The 16,091-nt window shown below is 72.3% G+C and carries 13 protein-coding genes; 2 read left to right on the top strand and 11 right to left on the bottom strand.

Annotated elements, in window-relative coordinates:
* Positions 1-3: 3 nt before the first annotated feature.
* The 4 genes from ABZS66_RS04400 to ABZS66_RS04385 all read right to left on the bottom strand — a co-directional run bounded on the left by ABZS66_RS04400 (position 4) and on the right by ABZS66_RS04385 (position 4,662).
* Positions 4-1,011 carry an ABC transporter permease gene (locus ABZS66_RS04400; RefSeq protein WP_354755033.1) on the bottom strand — a complete coding sequence of 336 codons (1,008 nt, stop codon included), beginning with the start codon at positions 1,009-1,011 and terminating at the stop codon, positions 4-6.
* Positions 1,008-1,973 carry an ABC transporter permease gene (locus ABZS66_RS04395; protein WP_354755032.1) on the bottom strand — a complete coding sequence of 322 codons (966 nt, stop codon included), beginning with the start codon at positions 1,971-1,973 and terminating at the stop codon, positions 1,008-1,010. The genes ABZS66_RS04400 and ABZS66_RS04395 overlap by 4 nt, the downstream gene beginning before the upstream one ends.
* Entirely contained in the window at positions 1,970-3,490 is a 1,521-nt protein-coding gene (locus ABZS66_RS04390; protein WP_354755030.1) for a sugar ABC transporter ATP-binding protein, read from the bottom strand. Before ABZS66_RS04390 ends, ABZS66_RS04395 begins: the two co-directional genes overlap by 4 nt.
* 86 nt (positions 3,491-3,576) lie before the next feature.
* A complete protein-coding gene (locus ABZS66_RS04385; protein WP_354755028.1) occupies positions 3,577-4,662 on the bottom strand; it encodes an ABC transporter substrate-binding protein in 1,086 nt (361 codons plus the stop codon).
* 243 nt (positions 4,663-4,905) lie between these two features.
* On the opposite strand from ABZS66_RS04385, the gene ABZS66_RS04380 reads away from it, so the two are divergent.
* The gene (locus ABZS66_RS04380) at positions 4,906-7,002 is read left to right on the top strand and encodes an NPCBM/NEW2 domain-containing protein (protein WP_354755026.1); all 2,097 of its coding nucleotides are present in this window, start codon (positions 4,906-4,908) and stop codon (positions 7,000-7,002) included.
* Here the strand turns inward: ABZS66_RS04380 and galK are convergent.
* The 5 genes from galK to ABZS66_RS04355 form a co-directional block, all read right to left on the bottom strand.
* Positions 6,992-8,131 (bottom strand): galactokinase, encoded by a 1,140-nt coding sequence (gene galK / locus ABZS66_RS04375; protein WP_354755024.1) that lies wholly within the window; start codon positions 8,129-8,131, stop codon positions 6,992-6,994. The two genes, ABZS66_RS04380 and galK, sit on opposite strands and share 11 nt — an antisense overlap.
* The gene (galT, locus tag ABZS66_RS04370) at positions 8,128-9,213 is read right to left on the bottom strand and encodes a galactose-1-phosphate uridylyltransferase (protein ID WP_354755022.1); all 1,086 of its coding nucleotides are present in this window, start codon (positions 9,211-9,213) and stop codon (positions 8,128-8,130) included. The genes galK and galT overlap by 4 nt, the downstream gene beginning before the upstream one ends.
* Positions 9,214-9,233: 20 nt before the next feature.
* The gene (locus ABZS66_RS04365) at positions 9,234-10,013 is read right to left on the bottom strand and encodes a DeoR/GlpR family DNA-binding transcription regulator (RefSeq protein WP_354755020.1); all 780 of its coding nucleotides are present in this window, start codon (positions 10,011-10,013) and stop codon (positions 9,234-9,236) included.
* A gap of 662 nt (positions 10,014-10,675) precedes the next feature.
* A complete protein-coding gene (locus tag ABZS66_RS04360; RefSeq protein WP_354755018.1) occupies positions 10,676-12,835 on the bottom strand; it encodes an ATP-dependent DNA helicase in 2,160 nt (719 codons plus the stop codon).
* 67 nt (positions 12,836-12,902) lie between these two features.
* Positions 12,903-13,553, bottom strand: a complete 651-nt coding sequence (locus ABZS66_RS04355; protein WP_354755016.1) for a DedA family protein — start codon at positions 13,551-13,553, stop codon at positions 12,903-12,905.
* Positions 13,554-13,581: 28 nt separating this feature from the next.
* Here ABZS66_RS04355 and ABZS66_RS04350 point away from each other — a divergent pair, with 28 nt between their 5' ends.
* Entirely contained in the window at positions 13,582-14,592 is a 1,011-nt protein-coding gene (locus tag ABZS66_RS04350; protein WP_354755014.1) for a hypothetical protein, read from the top strand.
* Here the strand turns inward: ABZS66_RS04350 and ABZS66_RS04345 are convergent.
* Positions 14,536-15,519, bottom strand: coding sequence for an alpha/beta hydrolase (locus tag ABZS66_RS04345; protein ID WP_354755012.1), 984 nt, complete (start codon positions 15,517-15,519; stop codon positions 14,536-14,538). The two genes, ABZS66_RS04350 and ABZS66_RS04345, sit on opposite strands and share 57 nt — an antisense overlap.
* A gap of 130 nt (positions 15,520-15,649) precedes the next feature.
* On the bottom strand, positions 15,650-15,979 hold the full coding sequence (locus tag ABZS66_RS04340; RefSeq protein ID WP_354755010.1) for a hypothetical protein: 330 nt from the start codon (positions 15,977-15,979) through the stop codon (positions 15,650-15,652).
* Positions 15,980-16,091: the final 112 nt, after the last annotated feature.

The raw sequence follows: 16,091 nt of genomic DNA, 5'->3' as shown, positions 1-16,091 counted from the left end.
GGGTCAGCCGGACGCCACTCGCCGCAGGCGGGCCAGGTACGTCTGGGCCACCACGACCAGCGCGATGAACGTGCCGCTGATCACCGTCTGCCAGGCCGACGTCACCGTGCCGACCTGGTTGATCAGGTTCTGGATCACCTGGAGCAGCAGGACGCCGGCGATCGTGCCGCCCAGGGTGCCGGCGCCGCCGGTCAGCAGGGTCCCGCCGATGACGACCGCCGCGATCGCGTCCAGCTCCATGCCGGTGCCCAGCACCGTCACGCCGGAGCCGAGGCGGGCCGCGTTGATCGCCCCCGCCAGGCCGGCCAGCAGGCCGGACAGCACGTAGACGCGGATCTGGGTGGCCCGGATGCGCACGCCCATGAGCCGGGCCGCGTCCTCGCTGCCGCCGACGGCGTAGACGGACTGGCCGAGGCGGGTGCGGTACAGCAGGAGCATGCCGAGCGCGAACAGCGCGGCGACCAGGTAGACCGGGTAGCCGATGCCGAGCAGCTCGCCGGTGCCGAAGCGCTTGAACGGGTCGGCCTTCACCAGGTAGGTCTCCCGGCCCTCGCCGGACAGCGCCAGCATGAGGCCCCGCGCGCCGAGCAGCCCGGCGAGCGTGACGATGAACGGCGCCAGCCGGGCGTAGGCGATGACCAGGCCCTGCACCAGCCCGAAGAGCCCGCAGGCGGCGAGCGGCAGCGCGAACGCGGCCACCACCCCGAACTGGGAGGCCCACGCGGCCAGGACCCCGCCGAGGACGTACAGCGAGCCGACCGACAGGTCGATGCCGCCGCTCACGATCACGAACGTCATGCCGAGCGCGATGAGGGCCGGCGGCGCGGCCGAGATGAGCACGGTGCCGACGTTGTCGTAGGTGCGGAAGCTGTCGAACGCCACCGCCCCGACCACGACGACGATCGCCAGGACGGCCAGGGCGCCCTGCCGCTGGACCAGCTCGACGATCCGCTCGGTCCGCAGCGACGCCGCCTCGGACCTCCCGGCCTTGGGCTCCGCGACGAGCGTCATCGGGTCCTCCGTTCGCGGGCCGCGTAGACGGCGACCAGGATGATGACCGCCTGGACCATCTGCGCGGTCGAGTCCTTCAGGTTGTTCGCGATCATCGTCGCGGTGAGCAGCTGCATCAGGAACGCGCCGGCGACGGTGCCGAGCACGCGGATCCTGCCGCCGGTCAGCGGCGTGCCCCCGACGACGACCGCGGTGATCGCCGACAGCTCGATGAGCAGGCCGATCCGCGACGCGTCCGCGGAGCCGATGCGCGACACCTGCACCACGCCGGCGACCGCGGCCAGCACCGCGGCGATGACGTAGACGGTCACCAGCACCCGCCGCACCGGCACGCCGGCCAGCTCGGCGGCCGGCCGGTTGTCGCCGATCGCGAGCAGCCGGCGGCCGAAGACCGTGCGGCGCACGACGAACCCGACGACGACCGCGAGCACGGCCGCGATCCAGACCGTGTAGGGCACGCCGAGGAACGCGTCCGTGCCGATGGCGAGGAAGTCCTGGTTGCGGATGTCCTTGTACCGCCCGCTGGACAGGACCAGGGCGATGCCCCGGCCGGCGACCAGCATGGCGAGCGTGGCGACGATCGGCTGGAGCCCGACGAAGGCGACCAGCCCGCCGTTGACCAGCCCGATCACCAGGCCGCCGAGCAGGGCCAGGAGGATGGCCGGGACCATGCCGTAGCCGAGGTACAGCGGGATCAGCGCGGCGCCGAGCGCCATCACCGAGCCGACCGACAGGTCGATGCCCTCGGTGCCGATGACCAGCGCCATACCGAGCGCCACGATGACGACCGGGGTGACCTGCACGAGCTGGATGCGCAGGTTCTGCCACTCCAGGAAGTGGTCGGTGAAGGCGATGTTGAACAGCGCCAGCACGACGACGGCGACATAGACGCCGTAGGCGGGCAGCCAGCCGCGCAGCCGCTGCGGCAGCGATGGGGCCGGGACGAGGGCGGTCGTGGTCATGATGCGGCCACCGCGATCGTGTTCATCAGCTGCTCCGTCGTCACCTGGTCGCCGCGCAGCTCGCCCACGACCGCTCCGTCGCGCAGCACCACCACCCGGTCGGACCCCTCGATCAGTTCCTCGGCGTCGGAGGAGACCAGCACCACCCCGAGGCCTTCCGCGGCCAGCTCGTCGATGAGCGCCTGTACCTCGGCCTTCGCGCCGACGTCGATGCCCCGCGTCGGCTCGTCGAGCAGCAGCACCTTCGGCCCGGTCGCCAGCAGCCGGGCCAGCAGCACCTTCTGCTGGTTGCCGCCGGAGAGGTCGCCGACGCGCTGGTGCGGCCCGGCGGCCTTGATCCGCAGCCGGGTCATGAACGTCTCGACGATCCGGTCGATCTTCTTCTCCGACACCAGGCCCGCCGCCGACAACCGGGGCAGCACGGCGAGCGCGATGTTCTCCCGCACCGACAGGCCGAGCGCGAGCCCCTCGGCCTTGCGATCCTCGGGCTGCACGGCGATCCCGGCCCGCAGGGCGTGCACCGGGGTCGGCCGGCGCAGCGGCCTCCCGTCGACCTCGACGGTGCCCGCGTCCAGCGGCAGCGCGCCGGCGCAGGCCTTGATGGTCTCGCTGCGGCCCGCGCCGAGCAGGCCGCCGAGCCCGACGACCTCGCCCGGCCGCACCGCGAAGCTGACGCCGGCCAGCCGGTGGCGGCTGCTCAGCCCCTCGGCCCGCAGGACCGGCGGGCGGTCGGTGGCCGCGTCGTGTGAGCCGGCGAAGCTGGTGAAGCCCGCGCGGCGCACCTCGGCGGCGGGCCGGCCGAGCATGTGCGACACGAGCGCGACCCGGTCGAGCTCGGCGAGCGCGCCCGTGTGCACCAGGCGGCCGTCGCGCAGGACGGTGACGCTGTCGCAGATGCGGTACAGCTCGTCGAGCCGGTGGCTCACGTAGACGATCCCGACGCCCCGCCCGTGCAGCTGGTGGATGACGCCGAAGAGGGTCTCCACCTCGCGCGGCTCCAGCGACGAGGTCGGCTCGTCCATGACCACGACCCGGGCGTCGACCATGACGGCGCGGGCGAGGGCGACCATCTGCTGGGCGCCGAGCGCCATCAGGCCGAGCGGCCGGCGCACGTCGGAGGTGATGCCGTAGCCGGCCAGGATCTCGGCGGCCTCCCGGTGCATCCGGCCGGCGTCGACGAGGCCGAGGCGGTTGCGCGGCTCCCGGCCGAGGAAGAGGTTGCGCGCCACGCTCATCAGCGGGATGAGGTTGACCTCCTGGTAGATGGTCGAGATGCCGGCGTGCTGGGCGTCGAGGGGGCCGTTGAAGGCGGCGGGGCGGCCGAGGAAGCGGACCTCGCCGCCGTCGGGCCGGTACACGCCGGTGATGACCTTGATGAGCGTCGACTTCCCGGCGCCGTTCTCGCCGACGAGGGCGTGCACCTCGCCGGGGCGCAGCGTGAACGAGACGTCGTCGAGGGCGCGCACGCCGGGGAACTGCTTGCTCACCCCGACGACGTCGAGCAGGGGTTCGGACATCGGCTCTCTCCTTGCCGCGTTCGTGCCGCGGGGCCCAGGCCGACCGGCCTGGGCCCCCCGTCCGGGGTCGGATCGGTACGCGGGCCTCAGTAGGCCAGGCCGAGGTCGGCCTGCGCGTTGCTGGCGTCGTACTCGCGGTCGGAGATGATGATGTTCTCCGCGATCGCCTCGCCGTTGAAGAACTTCTGGGCGGTGCCGAAGGCGAGCGGGCCGAAGCGCGGGTTCGACTCGATGACCGAGTAGATCCAGCCGTCGACGATGCCCTGGACCGCGCCCTTCGTGCCGTCGATCGTCACGATCTTGACGTCACCGGCCTTCTTGGTCGCGCCCTTGAGCGCCGAGATCGCGCCGAGCGCCATCTCGTCGTTCTCGGCGTAGATGCCGCTGATGTTCGGCTTCGACTGCAGCAGCTGATCGGCGACCTTCTGGCCCTCCTCGCGGGAGAACTGGCCGGTCTGCTCGAACTCGATCTTGATGTTCGGGGCGACCTTCGCGATCTGGTCCTTGAAGCCGTTGGTCCGCAGCGTGGTGACGTTGTTGCCGGGGGCGCCGAGCAGGATCGCGACCGTGCCGGTGTTGTTCAGGGCCTTGGCCATCTTGTCGGCCGCGCGCTTGCCCTGCTCGTAGAAGTCGGAGCCGATGAACGTCAGGTAGTCCGTGCAGTGCTTGGCGTTGATCTTGCGGTCGATGGTGACGATCGGGACCTTCTTCTGCGCGGCCTTCTGGAAGACCGGGTCCCACCCGTCGGAGTTGAGCGGCGCGACGATGAGCAGCTGGACGCCCTGGTCGAGGAGCGTGCTGACGTCGGTGATCTGCTTGTCGAACTTCGAGTCGGCGTTGGTCACCTTGAGGTTCGCCGCCGGGATGCCGAGCTTGGCGGCCTCGTCCTTGATCGACTGGGTCTCCGCGATCCGGAACGGGTTGGCCTCCTTCTCCGACTGGGAGAAGCCGATCGTCGCGGTCTTCAGGTCGACCTTCTGGCCGCCGAACTGCTGCAGCGTGCAGGTGGAGCCGCCGGCGTCGGCAGACTTCGTCGTCTGTGCGGCGGCGGAGCTGTCGGCCGTGGGCGAGCCGCCGGGCTCGTCCTCGGACTTCGCGCAGCCGGTCATGAGCAGGGCGGCGGCGCTGAGAACGGCGAGAGCGGGCCGCCAACGGCCACGCATTCCGATCATGTCGGTCACTCCCTTGAGCGAGGGGTCGACCGCGGTCCATATTCGCGAACCGCGTTGGGGTGTACCGCATTCACTCATCCTCAAACTTTTTCTGTCAAGACTCTGCACCTACCGAAACAAAACCGAACACCAACTGTCACACAGCAGGGATCTGCGTGCCGTCGTGTGGGAGCTTGTGCGAGACCAAACAGCGGCGTAGAACAATATTCAACAAGTTCGATCTATTGCACGCAGGGAGCTGCAATGATCCGACGAACCGCCCGCCTGGCCGCCGCCGCCACGGTGGCCCTCTCATCCATCATCGTCGTTGTCACCGGCGCCGCCGGGGTGTCACAGGCCGCGGCCACCCCGGCACCGGGACCGATCACCGCACCCGTCATGGGGTGGAACAGCTGGAACCGGTTCGGCTGCAACATCGACGAAAGCCTCATCCGGGCGACCGCCGACGCCATGGTGAGCACCGGCCTGCGCGACTCGGGCTACACGTACGTCAACATCGACGACTGCTGGATGGCGAGCACCCGCGACGCCCAGGGCCGGCTGCGCCCCGACCCGGTCCGGTTCCCGGGCGGCATCGCCGCGCTCGCCGACTACGTCCACGCCCGCGGGCTCAAGCTCGGCATCTACTCGTCGGCCGGCACCGCCACCTGCCAGGGCCTGCCGGCCAGCCTCGACCACGAGACCGTCGACGCGCAGACCTGGGCGTCGTGGGGCGTCGACCTGCTCAAGTACGACAACTGCAACAACCAGGGGCGGCCGGCGGTCCAGCGGTACAGGGCGATGGGCGACGCGCTCAAGGCGACCGGCCGGCACATCGTCTACAGCATCTGCAACTGGGGCCTCGACGAGCCGTGGGTGTTCGGCCCGGACGTGGGCGGGAGCTACTGGCGCACCACCGGCGACATCAGCGACAACTGGGGCAGCGTCACCTCGCTGCTCGACCAGCAGGCCGGGCTGGAGACCTTCGCCCGCAGGGGCTTCTACAACGACCCGGACATGCTGGAGGTCGGCAACGGCGGGCTCACCGCCGACGAGAACGTCGCCCACTTCTCGCTCTGGTCACTGCTGTCGTCGCCGCTGCTGCTCGGCAACGACCTGCGCAGCGTGAGCGCCTCGACCCTGGCGATCCTGCGCAACGCCGACGTCCTCGCGGTCAACCAGGACTGGGCCGGGTCGCAGGGCCGGCGGGTGGCCGCCGCCGGCGACCAGGAGGTGTGGGCGAAGCCGATGAGCGACGGCTCGGTCGCCACCGTGCTGTTCAACCGGGGCGGCGCCGTCGCCACGGTGTCGACGTCCGCCGCGGTCCTCGGGCTCGGCGGCTCCAGCTCGTACACCGTGCGCAACCTCTGGACGGGGAGCACCTCGGCGACGACGGGCGCGATCGCGGCCACCGTGCCGGCGCACGGCGTGACGATGGTGCGGGTGACCCGGGCCGGCACCCTGGCCGCGCCGCCCGCCTCCGGCACGCTCCAGGTGAGCGACCTGCCGTGGCTCGCGTCGGGCAACGGCTGGGGACCGGCCGAGCGGGACCGGGCCAACGGCGAGCAGGCGGCCGGCGACGGCGGGACGCTGAGCGTCGGCGGCACCACGTTCGCCAAGGGCATCGGCGTGCATGCCGATTCGGCGGTCCACGTGTACCTCGGCCGCGCCTGCCGCACGTTCACCGCACAGGTCGGCGTGGACGGCGAGGTGGGCACCAACGGCTCGGTCCGCTTCGCGGTCTACGGCGACGGCCGCCTCCTCGGTGCCACCGCCGTGAAGACCGGGGGACAGGCGCCGACCCGGCTCACCGTGTCGACCGGCGGCTACCTGACCCTGGAGCTGCGGGTGACCGACGCCCGCGCGAACGGCATCCAGTACGACCACGCCGACTGGGGCGCGCCGACGCTGGTCTGCGGCACCACCGGCGCGGGCTCGTTCGTCAGCGACCGCGCCTGGGGTACCGCCACCAACGGCTGGGGACCCGCGGAGCGCGACGCCTCCAACGGCGAGCAGCCGGCCGGCGACGGCAGCCTGCTCACCGTCGGCGGGGTCAGCTACCCGAAGGGCGTCGGCGCCCACGCGGCGAGCGACGTCACCGTGCCGCTCGGCGGCGCGTGCAGCCGGTTCACGGCCGTGGCCGGGCTCGACGCCGAGGTCGGCACGTCGTCGACGGGCGTGACGTTCAGCGTCCTCGGCGACGGCGTCACGCTCTGGACGAGCCCGACGGTCACCGCCGGCAGCCCGGTGGCGGTCGACGTGAGCGTGGCCGGGCGCACGAGCCTGCGGCTGGTCGTCGGCAGCGCGGGCAGCGTCGACTACGACCACGCCGACTGGGCCGACGCGCGACTCATCTGCTGAGGCTGACGCGGCGCGTCCCCTCCGCGGGCGTGACGACGAAGGTGTCGGGAGGCGCGAAGCCGTTCGCGGCGAAGGCCTCCCGCACCGCCGCGGCGACGCTCGCGCAGTCGTCCTCCTCGACCAGGGCGAGCACGCACCCGCCGAAGCCGCCGCCGGTCATCCGAGCCCCGTACGCGCCGTGCTCCAGGGCCACCCGCACGGCCGTGTCGACCTGCGGCACGGTGATCTCGTAGTCGTCGCGCATCGACTCGTGCGACGCCGTCATGAGCGAGCCGACCGCGCGGAGGCTCCCCGCCCGCAGCGCCGCCACCGTGTCGAGGACCCGCTGGTCCTCGGTGACCACGTGCCGGACCCGCCGGCGCATCACCTCGTCGTCGAGCTGGGCCAGGGCGTCGTCCAGGCCGGCCACGTCGACGTCGCGCAGCGCGGTCACGCCGAGCAGCTTGGCCGCGTCCTCGCACGAGCGCCGCCGGGCCGCGTACTCGCTGGTGACGTGCGCGTGCGGGGCCTTGCTGTCGATGACCAGGACGGCCAGCCCGGCCTCGGCCACGTCGAACGGGACCTGCTCGGTCGCCAGGGACCGGCAGTCGAGGAACAGCGCGTGCCCGGCCCGGCACAGCGTCGAGGCGGCCTGGTCCATGATGCCGGTCGGCGCGCCCACGTACTCGTTCTCGGCCCGCTGGGCCAGCCGCGGCCGCAGCTGCATCGGCAGGTCCGCACCGCCCGACGACCTGGCCAGGTCGACGAGCGCGGCCATCGTCGCGCACTCGATCGCGGCCGAGCTCGACAGCCCGGCGCCGAACGGCACGTCCGAGGTCACCCACAGGTCGGCGGGCGGCACGTCGTGGCCGGCCTCCCGCAGCACCCAGACGATGCCGGCGACGTAGGCGGCCCAGCCCTCGACCCGCTCCGCACCGTCGAAGGCGACGGTCTCGCCGGTCTGCTCCGACGTGACCGTCCAGCCGGGCTCCGCGCGCCGCCGGGCCGCCACCACCGTGCTGTGCGGCAGCGCGAACGGCAGGACGAAGCCGTCGTTGTAGTCGGTGTGCTCGCCGATGAGGTTGACCCGGCCCGGGCTGGCCCACACCGCGTCGTAGCTGCCCTCCGGCAGCCGGGATCCGGCTGTCACAGCATGACTCCCCGCAGCATCTCGGCGGCCTGCTCGGGCCGCACGTCGTTGACGAACACGCCCATGCCGGACTCGGATCCGGCGAGGTACTTCAGCTTGCCCGGCGCCCGCCGCGTGCTGAACACCTGCAGGTGCAGGTAGGCCAGGTCCCGGTCGGCGCGGACCGGCGCCTGGTGCCAGGCGGCGATGTACGGCATCGGCAGGCCGAACATCCCGTCGAGGCGGCGCAGGACCTCCAGGTACAGCGGGCCGAACGCGTCCCGCTCGGCGGTCGTCAGCGAGGGGATGTCGGGGGTCCGGCGCCTGGGGTACAGGTGGATCTCGAACGGCCAGCGCGCGGTGGCCGGGACGAATGCGGTCCAGAGGCCGTTCTCCGCCACGAGCCGGCGCCCGTCGGCCTGCTCGGCCGCCAGCACGTCGGCGAAGAGGTTGCCCCGGGTGTACCGCCGGGCCGACTCGAGCATGCGGCGGGTGCGCGGGGTAACGAACGGGTACGCGTAGATCTGGCCGTGCGGGTGGCTCAGCGTGACGCCGATCTCCTCGCCCCGGTTCTCGAAGCAGAACACCTGCTCGACGTCGTCGCGGGTGGCCAGCTCGGCGGTCCGGTCGGCCCACGCCTCCATGACCGTGCGCACCCGCTCCTCGGACAGCGACGAGAACGAGGCGCTGTGGTCGGACGTGAAGCAGACGACCTCGCACCGCCCGGCCGCGCCCCGGGCCGGCACATCACCCAGCCATGACCCGGGCAGCACGTCGCCCTGGGCCGGGCCGATCCGGTGGCTGAACGACGGGAACCGGTTCTCGAAGACGACCACGTCGTACTCCGGCGCCGGGATCTCGCTCTGCCACTGCGGCGTCGACGGGCACAGCGGGCACTCATCGGACGGCGGCTTGTAGATGCGGGTCTGCCGGTGCGTGGCGATCGCCACCCACTCGTCGAGGATCGGGTCGTGCCGCATCTCCGACGCGGGCGGCGGCGGGGGCAGCTCCCGCTGGTCGACGGCGTCGCGGGACGCGTCGTCGCGCTCGTCGAAGTAGATGAGTTCCCGGCCGTCGGCGAGGTGGGTGACCGTACGCTTCACTCGTTCTCCAGAGGTCCTTGCTAGTCGTTCGGATCCACGACGATGAGCTCCCCGACGCGCTCGGCGAGCTGGACCCGCGCCTCGGCGGCCAGCCCCACGTCGGTGATGAGGATGTCCGCCTCGTCGAGCGGGGTGATGGTGGCGATGCCGACCATCTCCCACTTGGTGTGGTCGGCCAGGACGACCAGGCGCCGGGCGGCGGCGACGAGCAGGCGGTTGGTGCCCGCCTCCATGAGGTTCGGAGTGGTGAAGCCGGTGCGCGGGCTCATCCCGTGCACGCCGAGGAACAGCACGTCGACGTTGAGCGAGCCGATCGCGGCCTCCGCCACCGGGCCGGCCAGGGCGTCGGAGGGGGTGCGGATGCCGCCGGTGAGCACCACGGTCTGGTCGGGGCGGCCGGCGTGGTACAGCGTGTCGGCCACCGGGATCGAGTTGGTGACGACCGTCAGGCCGGGCACGTCGACGAGGTGCGCGGCCAGCGCGGCGGTCGTGGTGCCGGCGGACAGGGCGACCGCGGTGTGCGGCTCGATGAGCTTGGCGGCCCGCTCGGCGATCGCCGCCTTCTCGTTGCGCTGGCGGACCGACTTCGCGTCGAAGCCGGGCTCCTCGGTCGAGCCGGGGCCCGCGATGGTGGCGCCGCCGTGCACCTTGTCGACCAGGCCGCGGTCGGCGAGCGCTTCCAGGTCGCGCCGGATCGTCATGTCCGAGACGCCGAACTGGCGGACCAGCTGGCTCACGCGCACGCCGCCGTGGCGGCGCACCAGGTCGAGAATGGCCGCCTGACGTTGCTGTGCGAGCATCACGCCGTTCCCTTCGCCGTTTCGGATACCACCGCAGACGTTACGTCGCGGGGGCGGGTGTGCACCCCGCCGACCCGGTCGAAGTCTGGGCGCGCTCGCATGGCGTACAGCTTCGAACCTAGCCGACCAGAAGTCAACAAACTCGAACAGCGATCTATGTGACCCCTCTCTGGCTTGCGTCTGCTTCGTTACTGATATGTGTCGATCGTGTTTCGCCGTGAACCACATCGATCTACGCAAATCATGGCTGACCAAGGCGCCTGATCCACTGACGCTGAACTTTTCATGGGCCAATGTCGCGGTTCTGGAGGTTCTCGTTTGGTTCTGTGAGGAGGACGCGATGAACTTCTCCCGCCGTACCGTCCTCGGTGGGGCGCTGGGCCTCATGGGCCGCAGGCGAGGAGCGCGGCGCGAAAGGTGCGAGTGCGGAGCGCGTGGTGAGTGCGGATCGCCGGAGGCAGGGTGCGGGAGTCGCTGCGCGGGGCTCTCATGATCGTGGGAAACATCTGGGCGCTATGACAGCCAGATCCTTCCCACGATCATGGAGGCGGTCCTCGCCGCGTGGAGAGGCGTGGAGAGGGCTGTGAGCCGTGGTAAGCGTGATCGATGGCGCGTTCTGGTTGCCGTCGCAGCCGTCACGCGCCATCGATCACGGTGGCGCCTCAGTAGTCGCGGGTGCCCAGGGTTGTCAGGCGTTGCGTGGCCCGGGACAGGGCCACGTAGAGCGTGCGGAAGCCCGTCTCCGCCTCCTCGCGGATGTCGGCCGGCTCCACCACCAGGACGCCGTCGTACTCCATACCCTTCGAGTCCAGTGCGCCCACCGTCTGCAAGCGGTCCGGCGCCAGGTCCGCGACCCACTTCGCCACCTCGTCGCGGCGCAGCGTCGGGGTGATCACGCCCACCGTGCCCTCGACCTGCTCCAGCAGCGACTGGGCCGCCGCGCGGACCGCGGACTCCAGCTCCTCCGGCGCCACCACCCGCTCGACCGGGGCCACTCCGGAGGAGCGGACCGCCGTGGGCAGCCCGATGTCCGGCTGGGCCCGGCGGATCACCCGGGCGGCGACCTCGAAGATCTCCGCCGAGTTGCGGTAGTTGGTGGTCAGCGTGAAGGCCGAGCGGCGCCGGGTGCCCACCGCGCCGTCCATCGCGCGGTCCGACTCGGCCGCGTCGGCCCACGCCGCCTGGGCCGGGTCACCGACGATCGTCCAGGTGGCGTGCGGGCCGCGGCGGCCGATCATGCGCCACTGCATCGGCGAGACGTCCTGCGACTCGTCGACGATGATGTGCGCGTAGTCGCGGTAGTCGGTCGGGCGCTCGACCGCCTGGGCGCGGGCGGCCGCCATCCGGTCCGCGTACGTGGTCACCTCGCGCACGCCCTCGGCGACCTGGAACGGGTCGCGGGGCGGGCGCTTGCGGGCCGGCGGGTCGCCGAGCAGCTCGTGCAGCTCGTCGAGCAGCGCGATGTCCTCGACGGACAGGTCGTCCACCGAGACCGACGAGGCCAGGATGCCGATCTCCCTGTTGCTCAGCACACCGTTGGCCCAGCGCGAGAGGCGGTGCCGGTCGGCCAGCCAGCCGAGCACCTCGGCCGGGCGCAGGACCGGCCACCAGCCGCGCATGAACTGGATGAACTCGGGGCGCTCGGCGATGTCCGGGGCGAACTCCTCGCGCTTCTGCTGCCGGCCCGACGGCAGCAGCTCGACGCTCTGCCGCCAGAGCGCGTCGAGCACGTGGCCGGCGGCCTTGGCGCGGGCGGCGTTGCGCTTGACGCCGAGGTTCAGCACGGTGCGGCGCAGCTCGTCCAGGGCGGGCTTGTCGAGGTTCAGCAGCTCGCCGCGGTACAGGATCCGGATGCGGCCGGGGGAGTCGGGCACGGGACCGCGGGCCGCGCGGCCGAGGACCCGCTGCATGCGCAGCGAGCCCTTCACCGCGGCGACCTCCGGCGGCTCGTGCCGGGTGGCCTGGACGCCCTCGACCAGCTGGCCCAGCGAGCGCAGCGACGCCGTGTCCTCGCCGAGCGACGGGAGCACGCGCGACACGTACCCGACGAAGACGTCCGACGGGCCCACGACCAGCACGCCGCCGGACTCGTAGCGGTTGCGGTCGGCGTACAGCAGGTAGGCGGCGCGGTGCAGCGCCACCGCGGTCTTGCCGGTGCCCGGGCCGCCGCGGACGATCGTCACGCCGGACGCGGGGGAGCGGATCGCGTCGTCCTGCTCGCGCTGGATGGTGGCGACGATGTCCTTCATGCCCCGGCCGGTGGCCCGGGACAGGTTCGCGAGCAGGGCGCCGTCCCCGATCACGGCCATCGACTCCGGGGCGGCGGCGGGGTCGAGGAGGTCGTCCTCGATGCTGACGACCTTCTCGCCGGTACTGCGGATGCTCCGGCGGCGGATCACGCCCATCCGGTCGGTGGGGGTGGCGCGGTAGAACGGCGCCGCCGCGGGGGCGCGCCAGTCCACGACCAGCGACTCGTACGCCTCGTCGCGCAGTCCGAGGCGCCCGACGTAGCGCACCTCGCCACCCGGCACCTCGGGCGCGACGGCCGCCGCGTCGGCGCCCGACACCCCGTCGGGGCCCAGGTCGAGCCGGCCGAAGACGAGGCCGTCGTGCTCGCTCTCCAGTGCCCGGCGGCGGCGGGCGGCGTGGTACACCATCGCGTCCCGCTCCACGAGCGCACCGAAGTTGCCGACCCGAGCCAGGCTGTAGCCGGCCTTCTCCACCTCGGCGGCGGAGATGCGCAGCTGGTCGAGCCGGACGTAGACCCGGTCGAGGTATGCCTGCTCGGCGGCGATCTCCGACTCGCGAACCGCGTCGCTCAACGCCCTACTCCTGCCGCCTGCGGAAAAACAACCCCGAAAGCTTACTCGTGCCCGGGGAGAGCGGCGGTCACGGCGTGGCCGCGGGCTCCCTCTCCGCCTCGGCGGCCAGGGCGCGGGCCTCGGAGGCCGCCTTGCGGCGCAGGTAGACCGTGGTGACCAGGCCGGCCACGACGGCGACGGCGAGCGCGATCCAGGAGAAGTCCTTCAGCCACTTCTCCGCCACCCGGCCGACCGAGTAGATGGCGAACACGGTGCCGAACGCCCAGGTCAGGCCGCCGAGGGCATTGGCCGCCAGGAACTTGCCGTAGGGCACGTGCAGGGCGCCGGCGAGCGGCCCGGCCAGGATGCGCAGCAGCGCGATGAACCGGCCGAAGAACACCGCCCACACGCCCCAGCGCTGGAAGGCCCGTTCGGCCTTCGCGAGGTGCTCGGGGCCGAAGTGCTTGGGGAACCGCCGGCCGAAGCGCTCCAGGAGCCGTCGGCCGCCGCGGCGGCCGATGTAATACCCCAGGGAGTCGCCGATGATCGCCCCCGCGGACGCCGCGCTGGCGACCAGCCACGGGCTGATCGAGGTCGTCACCGACAGCAGCGAGGCGGTGACGAGGGTGATCTCGCCCGGGACCGGGATGCCCATGCTCTCGATGCCGATGACGCCACCGACCAGCAGGTAGATCCAGATCGCGGGGAGCGTGCCCATCCACTCCTCGATGTGATGCACGAAGCAACCCTCTCATACCGTGGTGAGCGTGACATGGATGGTGTACGGCGCGAACGGGTACAGCGGAGAACTGCTCGCCCGGCTCGCGGCCGATCTGGGGGAGCGACCCGTGCTCGCCGGCCGTTCCCCGTCCAGTGTGGCGCCTCTCGCCGCCGCGCTGGACCTGCCGTATCGGACAGGCGACGCCGCCACCGTGCCGCTGGACGGCGTCGACACGGTCGCCAACTGCGCCGGCCCGTTCGCCGAGACCGCAGCGCCGCTGGTCACGGCCTGCGTCGCGGCGGGTGTCAACTATCTTGACATCACCGGGGAGCTGGATGTCCTGGATTGGATGCTCCAGCAGGACGTCACGGCCCGGGCGGCCGGTGTGGTGCTGCTCACCGGCGCCGGCTTCGACGTCGTGCCGACCGACTGCCTGGCCGCAGCCCTGGTCGCCCGGGTGCCCGACGCCGTGTCGCTGGAGCTGGCCTTCCACGCGCCGGGCGGGCTGAGCCGCGGTACCGCGCGCACCGCCCTCGGCGAGGCCGCGTCCGGCGGCCTGCGCCGGATCGGCGGCCGCCTGGTGGCGACCCCGCACGGCACGCCGGCGCGCGAGGTGCCGTTCCCGTCGGGGACGCGCCGGGTCGGCGCCACGCGCTGGGGCGACCTCGTCACCGCGTACCACTCCACCGGCATCGCGGACATCACGGTGTACACCGCCCTGCCGCGGGGTGCCGGTTCGCCGCTGGTCGGTGCGCTGCGCTTCGGACCGCTGCGCCGCCTCCTCCAGGCGCTGGTGCGCCGGGGCGGGCCGTCGGAGCGGACCCGGACCGGCACCGGCTGCGAGGTGTGGGCCGAGGTGCGCGACAGCACCGGCGTGCCTCACTCGGCCACCCTGACCGGCCCGAACGCGTACGCGCTGACGGCCGAGGCGACACTGCGCGCGGTCCGGCGGATCCGCGACGGCCGGGTCCCGCCCGGGGCGTACACCCCGGCCCAGGCGCTAGGCCCGGATTTTCTGCACGAGCTTCCGGGCGTGCGCCTTGAGCTTCCCCGGTGAACGGCGGGGTGCGGCTCGCCTGATCACCGACACGATCGCGTCGGTGACGGAGTCCGGGCGCTCGATCGGCAGCATGTGCCCGGCGTCCGCGCAGACGACCAGCTCGGCGCCGGGCAGCTCGCGGGCGATCGTGTCGGCGCAGGCCACCGGGGTCAGCCGGTCCGCCGAGCCCACCAGCACCGCCGCCGGCAGGCCGCGCATCGCGGCCAGCGTCTCGACGCGGTGGTGCAGGTCGACCGCCGGACGGAAGCCACCGATCGCGCACAGCCGGGCGTTGCCCACCATCGAGGCGGTCAGCGCGACCCAGCTGGTGTCGACCCGGTGCCCGAAGACCAGCCAGCGCACGCCGGGGGCGAGCAGCGGCATCAGCCGCCGGTGCGGCCGCCAGGCCCCCGAACGGGCCAGCAGGCCGGCGCCCTGCATCTCCAGCACGCGCATGACCCGGGCGAGCCGCGGGCTGAGGCCGTAGCTGGTGCGCGAGGAGCCCTCGGCGGAGGTCGAGACGAGCACGACCCCGACCACCCGGGCGGCGAAGCCGGCCGCGTGGCGGTGCGCGTACTCCATGATGGCCATCCCGCCCAGCGAGTGGCCGACCAGGACGATCGGGCCCTCGGGGACGAGCTGCTCGACGACCTCGGCGAGATCGTCGCCGAGCTGTTCGAGCGTGGCGTCCGCGCCGCGGGTGGCGGACGAGCGGCCGTGGCCGCGAAGGTCGAATGCGATCAGCCGGACAGGAGCGCCGAGCCGGTCAGGCAGGTCGGCGATCTGCTGTTGCCAGAGGCGGTTGTCGAGCGTCCATCCGTGCAGGAGGACCACCGTGACGGGCGGCGGGGCCGTGGGGGACGGCTGGGGCGCCGGTGGGTGGAGCACGCTGTACAGGCGGGCGCCGTCCTTGAGCCTCACGGCCGGGGTGACGACGGTACCCATGGTCAATTGTTACCCGGAAGTATCTCGAAGTACCCCCCCACCAAGGTCGGATGTATTTCGAGGGTGTTTCCGGTATACGCAGTCAGGCCGCCGGGACCCGGTCCCGGCGGCCTGACGTCAGCGTGGAGGCTCAGGCCTCGAGCACGCCCGCCTCGACGAGGCGCTTCTCGGTCGCGTCCCAGCCGTGGCTGGGCTCCGTGGCGGCGAACGCCTGGAGCTCGGCGCGGATCTTGGCGGCGTGACCGGCGCCGGCCAGCACCCGGATCTCCTCGACGAAGGCGTCGGAAGTGGTGCTGAGGTGGCTGGTCTTGCCGTTGGTCAGGTTGCGCACGTAGACGTGCTTGCCCTTGTTGAGCGGGATGAGGTACTTGAACTCACCGAGGACGCTCAGGGCACCGGATGCTCCGGCCTGACCTGCGCGGACTGAGGCCCGCGCGGTCTTTGAGGTGTTGCTCGCCACGGCGGGTAACTCCTTGTCGAGGCTTGACGTGCAGAGACGACCAAAACTGTAACACCTGCCGACCGGTAACCTCCGGGGCCGTCCAGCCGTTGGACAATTCGTAATGCCGAAG

The organism is Dactylosporangium sp. NPDC005572, assembly GCF_040605515.1.
GTDB lineage: Bacteria > Actinomycetota > Actinomycetes > Mycobacteriales > Micromonosporaceae > Dactylosporangium.
The sequence above is the reverse complement of the archived record's forward strand: the minus strand, read 5'-3'. Positions and strand labels throughout refer to the sequence as shown.

What these genes read in the sequence shown, in the direction of transcription:
- ABZS66_RS04365 (WP_354755020.1), bottom strand. Translation starts at nt 10,013, where the DNA reads ATGCTCGCACAGCAACGTCAGGCGGCCATTCTCGACCTGGTGCGCCGC.
- ABZS66_RS04395 (WP_354755032.1), bottom strand. Translation starts at nt 1,973, where the DNA reads ATGACCACGACCGCCCTCGTCCCGGCCCCATCGCTGCCGCAGCGGCTG.
- ABZS66_RS04380 (WP_354755026.1), top strand. Translation starts at nt 4,906, where the DNA reads ATGATCCGACGAACCGCCCGCCTGGCCGCCGCCGCCACGGTGGCCCTC.
- ABZS66_RS04390 (WP_354755030.1), bottom strand. Translation starts at nt 3,490, where the DNA reads ATGTCCGAACCCCTGCTCGACGTCGTCGGGGTGAGCAAGCAGTTCCCC.
- ABZS66_RS04345 (WP_354755012.1), bottom strand. Translation starts at nt 15,519, where the DNA reads ATGGGTACCGTCGTCACCCCGGCCGTGAGGCTCAAGGACGGCGCCCGC.
- ABZS66_RS04400 (WP_354755033.1), bottom strand. Translation starts at nt 1,011, where the DNA reads ATGACGCTCGTCGCGGAGCCCAAGGCCGGGAGGTCCGAGGCGGCGTCG.
- ABZS66_RS04385 (WP_354755028.1), bottom strand. Translation starts at nt 4,662, where the DNA reads ATGATCGGAATGCGTGGCCGTTGGCGGCCCGCTCTCGCCGTTCTCAGC.